Source organism: Anaerorhabdus sp., assembly GCF_036657415.1.
Classification (GTDB): domain Bacteria; phylum Bacillota_I; class Bacilli_A; order Erysipelotrichales; family Erysipelotrichaceae; genus Anaerorhabdus.
The window spans coordinates 1-6688 of sequence record NZ_JAVXGL010000096.1; the positions used below are offsets into that span (position 1 = coordinate 1).

A 6688-nucleotide genomic window follows, 5' to 3' on the forward strand; every position below is an offset into this window, starting at 1 on the left:
ATTTCTCACCAAATTTATCCATCTCAAGAATTTCTTCACGATATTCTTTAAGTTTGAAAATATCATTTACTTTATTTAGCCAACCCGCTTTATGGAATTGTTCAACTTTCTTTTCACCAAGTCCATCAATGTTCATCGCATCTCTTGAAGCAAAATGTGCAATTGAATTTACCACTCGTGCTGGGCAATCACTATTTACACAATAATGTGCTGCTTCATCTTCAAAACGATGAAGTGGCATACCGCAATCTGGACATACCGTTGGGAAGTGATATGGCAATTGACTACCATCACGTTTTTCCACTATGCTTCGTACAACTTCTGGAATAATGTCTCCTGCTTTTCGCACCACAACCGTATCGCCTATTCGTACATCTTTTTGGTTTATCATATCTTCATTATGAAGCGTTGCGGCACTCACGGTTGAACCCGCTAATCGAACAGGTGTCAATTTCGCATTTGGTGTTGCTTTCCCTGTACGACCAACAGTGATGAAGATGTCTTCTAATGTTGTGACTACCTCTTCCGCTGGAAATTTATAAGCGATTGCCCATTTTGGAACTTTCACTGTAAATCCTAATTGATCTTGTGCTTCAAAGTCATTAACCTTAACGACGATTCCATCAATCTCATAAGGAAGATTATTTCTTTCAATTGTCATTTTTTCGATGAATTTCCAAACATCGTCAATATTGCTAAAAAGTGTTGTATTTTCATTCACCTTAAATCCGAGTTTTTTAATCCACATCAATGAGTCATAATGCGTTTTAACACCATATGTTTCACCATCAGGTACATGATACCAAAATGCATCGAGTTTTCTTGATGCTGCAATTTTAGAATCTAATTGGCGAATTGACCCTGCTGCTGCATTACGAGGATTCGCAAATTCTTGTTCACCCTTTTCACGCTTAATTTCATTCAATGCTTCAAAACTCGCTTTTGGCATAAACACTTCACCACGAATTTCAATCTCATCTTTGTAGTCAATTGCCATTGGAATGGATTTGATTGTTTTAACATTAAATGTAACATCTTCACCAACTTCACCATCACCTCGTGTAACTGCCTGATTGAACAGACCATTTTGATATTCAATTGACATTGCCAATCCATCAATTTTACATTCCGCACAATATTCGACTTTTCCAACTTCATCTTCAATCCGTTTTGCCCATGCTTTAAGTTCATCTTCATTAAATACATTTCCTAAAGACATCATTTTTCGTTTATGTGTTATCTTGGTAAATTCATCCAAAACTGTTCCACCAATTCGTTGTGTTGGTGATAATGGATCACTATACTCCGGATATTGTTTTTCTAAACTCGTTAATTCACGCATATATTGGTCATATTCCGCATCAGTTACGGTAGGCTGATCAAGTACGTGATATTCATAATTATATCGATTTAAAAGATTTCTTAATTCTTCTATTCTTTCTTTCATAATTTGCCTCCAAAACCTTCATTATTATAACATAAACCCAGCTTCTCTTATAGGCTAATTGCATCTGTTGCCTATGTTAATTATAATAGAATTAGGAGGAACCAAAATGACTAAAAAAATCGTATGTATTACTGGTGCTACCGATGGTCTAGGAAAAGCACTTGTTCATGAATTTAAACAAAGAAATGGCTATGAACTCATATTATGTGGTAGAAATGAAGAAAAAATGAAGAATTTACTTGCTGCATTACCACAAAACTTAGTAATTTATGCCGAATGTTTTGACATGTTAAGTGATGAAAAAATCAATAATTTTACAGAAACCATCAAAAATAAAGGTTTAAACCCTGATATTCTCATCAACAACGCCGGTGCAAAAAATCTCCTGTTGCAGAGTTAAATATTGATGATTTAAGAAATATGTTACAACTCAACTGTGTTAGTCACTTACAACTTATTCAAGCATTCTATGCTGGAATGAAAGCCAAAGGTGCAGGACATATCTTAAATATTCTTAGCTCATGTTGTTTATTTAACAATGAAACAATGGCAGGTTATACCGCAAGTAAAGATGCAATGGAAGCTATCAGTAAAACTTTAGTAAAAGAAGCTAGACAAGATCATATAAAGGTCACTAGTGTTTATCCTGGTGGCATTGATACTGGATTTAGAGCAGTTCCTAACCACAGCTATATGAAACCCGAAACAGTCGCAAGAACGATTGTAGATTGTATTGAACTTCCAGATGATGGTGTTATGCATGATATTGTAATACGCCCCTTCTCTGAAAGTAACTTCTAAATTAAACAAAAATGGATTCCTCATTTAATTGAGAAATCCATTTTATTTTAGCCACTTATTCATAAATGTATATAAAAGATGAAATCAAATGATTTCATCTTAAGCTACTTTCTTTTTTATTGATGGATGTGTTGCCATAATCTTCTTCACACCATGAGGATAAGGAAAGGCTATTTCCAAGAAACCACCTTCGTATTTCAACACAATACCATCACCAAATTTACCATGAGTAACTTGTTCACCTTTTTTCCAACGAGTTGCTGGCTCAGTTGATTTAGGTAGAATTTGTGGAACAGGTTTATTAATCGGACTATTTTCTGTAACAACGAAATCTTTCGGTTTACCATAATCAAACGTTGCACCTAAATGTTCAACATAATCTTCTTCTACTTCATCAATAAATCTTGAACGAACTCGTGCTTTAGAAAGAATATAACTAAATCCACTTGATTCTGTTAAATACAATTTATTACGAGCTCGTGTAAATGCCACATACGCAAGTCTTCGTTCTTCTTCAACACCACGATTGCCTTCTGCCATTGCACGTTCATTTGGAAAAATACCATCTGACAATCCACAAACAAAGACAGTATCAAATTCCAAACCCTTTGCAGCATGGACTGTCATTAATTGTACATAGTCACCATCCAATGACTCATCTTTATCACCATAGAGAGAAACGAGTTGTAAATACTCATCTAATGTACTTTCAGGGTAATTAATAGTGAATGATTGAACGTCATTGATCAATTCTTTTAAGTTCTCTAAACGCTCTGTTTCTTTATCATCTTCCAACATTCTTCGATAACCACTCTCATCAATCACCATTTCTAGTAATTCAAAGACGGCTTTTTGTGATACCATATTTTTCCAACGCTCTATCATTGTGACAAAAGATGAAATAGTAGCTTGCGCTTTACCGCTAAATAATTCTTCATCACGAAGTACTTCATACATTGAACAATTTTTTTCTCTTGAACGTTCAAAAATAGTATCCATTGTTTTATTACCTAAACCACGTTTTGGTTTATTAATAACCCGTTGAAGTGCTAAATCATCATTTCCTGATATCATCCTCAAGTAACATAATGCATCTTTAATTTCGGCTCTTTCATAGAACTTTACGCCACCATAAATAATATAAGGAATATGTTCATCCAATAATCCTTTTTCTATTGCACGTGACAAATAGTTACTACGATAAAGAATCGCAAAATCACGATAACGTTTTCCTATTCGATGACCTTCACTTATTTTATTCGCTATCCAAGATGCCTCATATTCTTCACCTGCACTAATATAGTGGGAAATCTTTTCTGGATCTTTACGATTTGTATATAAATCTTTATCAATACGATTTTTATTACATTTGATTAAACTATTCGCACCATTCAAAATATTTTCTGTTGAACGATAATTTTCATTTAATATGATTGTACGACATGGTTGATAATCTTTTTCAAAATTCATGATAATGTTAACATCTGCACCACGCCATGTATAAATTGTTTGGTCAGGATCCCCTACAACACAAATTGAATTTTCAGTGCCAGCCAATTGAGATATTAATTCATATTGTACTTTATCAATATCTTGAAATTCATCAACATGAATATAGTTAAATCGTTTTGCCCATTTTGCACGAATTTCCGAAAACATCTTAAACATCTTTACAGTGACTAATAATAAGTCATCGAAATCTAATGCATATAATTCTTTTTGACGATTACAATAATATTCATATACTTTTGCTTTCGACTTTTCTCCTGTGAAACTTCCGGCAAGTACGTAAGCACGATCTACTGTGATTTCAGCACCTTTATTATTTCCAATATAATCCAACATTGAACCAAAAGAAATGGCTGATTTATCAATACCATGTTCCTTGTAAGCTTCTTTCAAAATTGTTTTTTGATCATCTTGATCCATAACAGTAAAATTTCTAGGCATACCCATTGATTGAATATCTTCACGTAAAATTCTTACACAAAGTGAGTGAATTGTACTAATCCATACTGCACCACTTGGATCACCAAGAATTTTTTTTATACGTTCTTTCATTTCATTAGCTGCTTTATTTGTAAATGTAATCGCAAGAATTTTACTTGGATATACATTTCTTTCTAATACAAGATTCGCAATACGCGTAGTTAAAACACGTGTTTTTCCACTGCCAGCACCGGCAATAACACGCAAATATTGATCTGTAGATAATACTGCTTCTTTTTGATTTGGATTTAACCCGTCTAATAAATTCATTCTGCTTTATTCCTTCTTAATGCCCAACGTCCAATATCTTCGAATCCGATACGATGATAAATTCGACCTGCCGCTGGATTATTATAAAACAAACATGGCACTTTGTCTTCACTTAGTAAGTCCATACATAATTTCTTCATAATTTCGCTTGCATACCCCAATCCACGATATTCAGGTAATGTCGCAACGCCCACAATCATCGCAAGTCCTTTAGTTTCCGCAGTACTAGAGGCTACAGACACAATTTTACCATCTTTTTTAAGGAAATATGTTCGTCCCGTCTTGTCTTCAATGCTCTTTTTCATTCCTGGTGAATCTTGATCAAACACAACTTTAATAACCTTTTTAATTTTTTCAACATCATCTACTGTTGCGATTTCGATAGCTTCATTTGATGTCTCTGGTGTTTTCACCATCTTACAGAAATAACAGTCATCATTTTTCATCCCTGTTAAATCTAATGTATCTATACATGATTGTTCGCCATTTACATTTACAATTTTATATTCCTTAATCACATTGTGAACAAATTCTTCATCTATTTCTTTTGTATAACTACACATTAAAAGACTATCATGATAAATGAGATAAACAGCTTTAATTCTTCCATCCTCTTCATCTACAAATATCTTTTGAAAATCATTCTCGAATCCATAGTTATCAATATCCCCTACAAAGAATAAATTTAAAACGCGGTCTTTATCTAAATATTCCATCACATAACCACGATCTTTTTCAAAACATTGACGTATCATACTTTTCATCCTCCATCTATCTCAAAAAGGTTTTTAATGATATAATTCTAGCATAGTTTATGGAGGTTCACGATGAAAAAATGTGCAACAAATTGGAAAGATTATGAATGCATCGATGCAGGTAATGGCGAAAAGCTTGAACGATGGAAAGATATCATATTGAGAAGACCTGATCCTCAAGCAGTATGGAATGCGGATACTAAGAGTTCTCAGTGGCAAAATACACATGCAATATATCACCGTTCTAACAAAGGGGGCGGTCAATGGGATTACAAAAAAGATTTACCAGAAACTTGGACAATTGACTACAAAGAACTAACGTTCAAGGTTTCCCCAACGGGTTTCAAACATACTGGTTTATTCCCAGAACAAGCCGTTAACTGGGATTGGATGCAAGAAGCTATAAGAAATGCGAATCGTGAAATTCGAGTTTTGAATCTTTTTGCTTATACTGGTGGTGCTACCATGGCTTGTAGTAGCGCAGGTGCAACTGAAGTTATTCATGTTGATGCATCAAAAGGAATGGTTCAATGGGCCAAAGAAAATATGCAACTTTGTCATTTGGAAAATAATACAATTCGATTCATTGTTGATGATGTATTAAAGTTTGTGCAACGTGAAAAACGTCGTGGCCACACTTATCATGGAATTCTAATGGATCCTCCTTCATATGGAAGAGGCCCTAATGGAGAAATGTGGAAGCTTGAAGATCAAATTACTGAACTTGTTGAAGCATGTTTAGAAATATTAGATGATGAACCGCTTTTCTTCCTTGTAAACTCTTATACAACAGGTTTTTCAAGTACTGTATTAGAGAATATTTTGACTACCACTGTATTGAAGAAACATCCACATGGAAGAGTTGAAGCAGGTGAAGTTGGTCTACCTATCAAGCGTGATAATTTAACACTTCCTTGTGGTATCTATGGACGTTGGATCAATGATTAACATTCTTTTTGAAGATAATCATTTACTGGCAGTAGAAAAACCAGTAAACATCCCCATCCAAGAAGATGATTCTAAGGATAAAGACTTGCTTACATTATTAAAAGATGATTTAAAAGTTCGTTATGATAAACCGGGCAATGTCTATTTGGGTTTAGTTCATCGACTTGATCGACCAGTTGGCGGTGTTGTCGTTTTTGCGAAGACATCAAAAGCTGCTTCTCGTTTATCTGAACAAGTTAGAACGCACGCCTTTAAAAAGATTTATCACGCAATACTTTGTACTACAAATTTACCTTCTGAGGGAAAGCTTGTCGATTATTTAGTTAAAGATGAAAAGAAAAATATGGTTCAAGTAACCAACGAAAAGAACCCTAAAGGTAAAAAAGCAATTCTTCGCTATACTATTCTTAGTAAGAAAGAAGATTTAAGTTGTGCTAAAATAGAATTAGAAACTGGACGTTCCCATCAAATTCGTGTG

Annotated in this window: 5 protein-coding genes and 1 pseudogene; 3 read left to right on the forward strand and 3 right to left on the reverse strand. The window is 34.2% G+C overall.

From position 1 onward, the window contains the following. Nucleotides 1–1447, reverse strand: a 1447-nt coding sequence (ligA, locus tag RSB60_RS10285; protein WP_332616153.1) for an NAD-dependent DNA ligase LigA, incomplete at its 3' end; no start/stop codon positions are given. Between the two features lie 106 nt (nucleotides 1448–1553). On the opposite strand from ligA, the pseudogene RSB60_RS10290 reads away from it, so the two are divergent. Then, nucleotides 1554–2248 (forward strand): annotated as a pseudogene (locus RSB60_RS10290) (SDR family oxidoreductase). 99 nt (nucleotides 2249–2347) lie between these two features. Here the strand turns inward: RSB60_RS10290 and RSB60_RS10295 are convergent. Together RSB60_RS10295 and RSB60_RS10300 are read right to left on the reverse strand one after the other, a co-directional pair. Beyond that, nucleotides 2348–4507 carry an ATP-dependent helicase gene (locus RSB60_RS10295; protein WP_332616155.1) on the reverse strand — a complete coding sequence of 720 codons (2160 nt, stop codon included), beginning with the start codon at nucleotides 4505–4507 and terminating at the stop codon, nucleotides 2348–2350. After that, nucleotides 4504–5262 carry a GNAT family N-acetyltransferase gene (locus tag RSB60_RS10300; RefSeq protein ID WP_332616157.1) on the reverse strand — a complete coding sequence of 253 codons (759 nt, stop codon included), beginning with the start codon at nucleotides 5260–5262 and terminating at the stop codon, nucleotides 4504–4506. Before RSB60_RS10300 ends, RSB60_RS10295 begins: the two co-directional genes overlap by 4 nt. 72 nt (nucleotides 5263–5334) lie before the next feature. Between RSB60_RS10300 and RSB60_RS10305 the strand changes: the two genes are divergently transcribed. Then, nucleotides 5335–6210, forward strand: a complete 876-nt coding sequence (locus RSB60_RS10305; protein WP_323380877.1) for a class I SAM-dependent methyltransferase — start codon at nucleotides 5335–5337, stop codon at nucleotides 6208–6210. Then, nucleotides 6188–6688 (forward strand): RluA family pseudouridine synthase (locus tag RSB60_RS10310; RefSeq protein ID WP_332616159.1); only part of this gene is annotated, 501 nt, incomplete at its 3' end. The genes RSB60_RS10305 and RSB60_RS10310, both read left to right, overlap by 23 nt.

Excerpts from the sequence above, each read along its gene's own strand:
- RSB60_RS10295 (WP_332616155.1), bottom strand. The coding sequence starts at position 4,507 with ATGAATTTATTAGACGGGTTAAATCCAAATCAAAAAGAAGCAGTATTA.
- RSB60_RS10300 (WP_332616157.1), bottom strand. The coding sequence starts at position 5,262 with ATGATACGTCAATGTTTTGAAAAAGATCGTGGTTATGTGATGGAATAT.
- RSB60_RS10305 (WP_323380877.1), top strand. The coding sequence starts at position 5,335 with ATGAAAAAATGTGCAACAAATTGGAAAGATTATGAATGCATCGATGCA.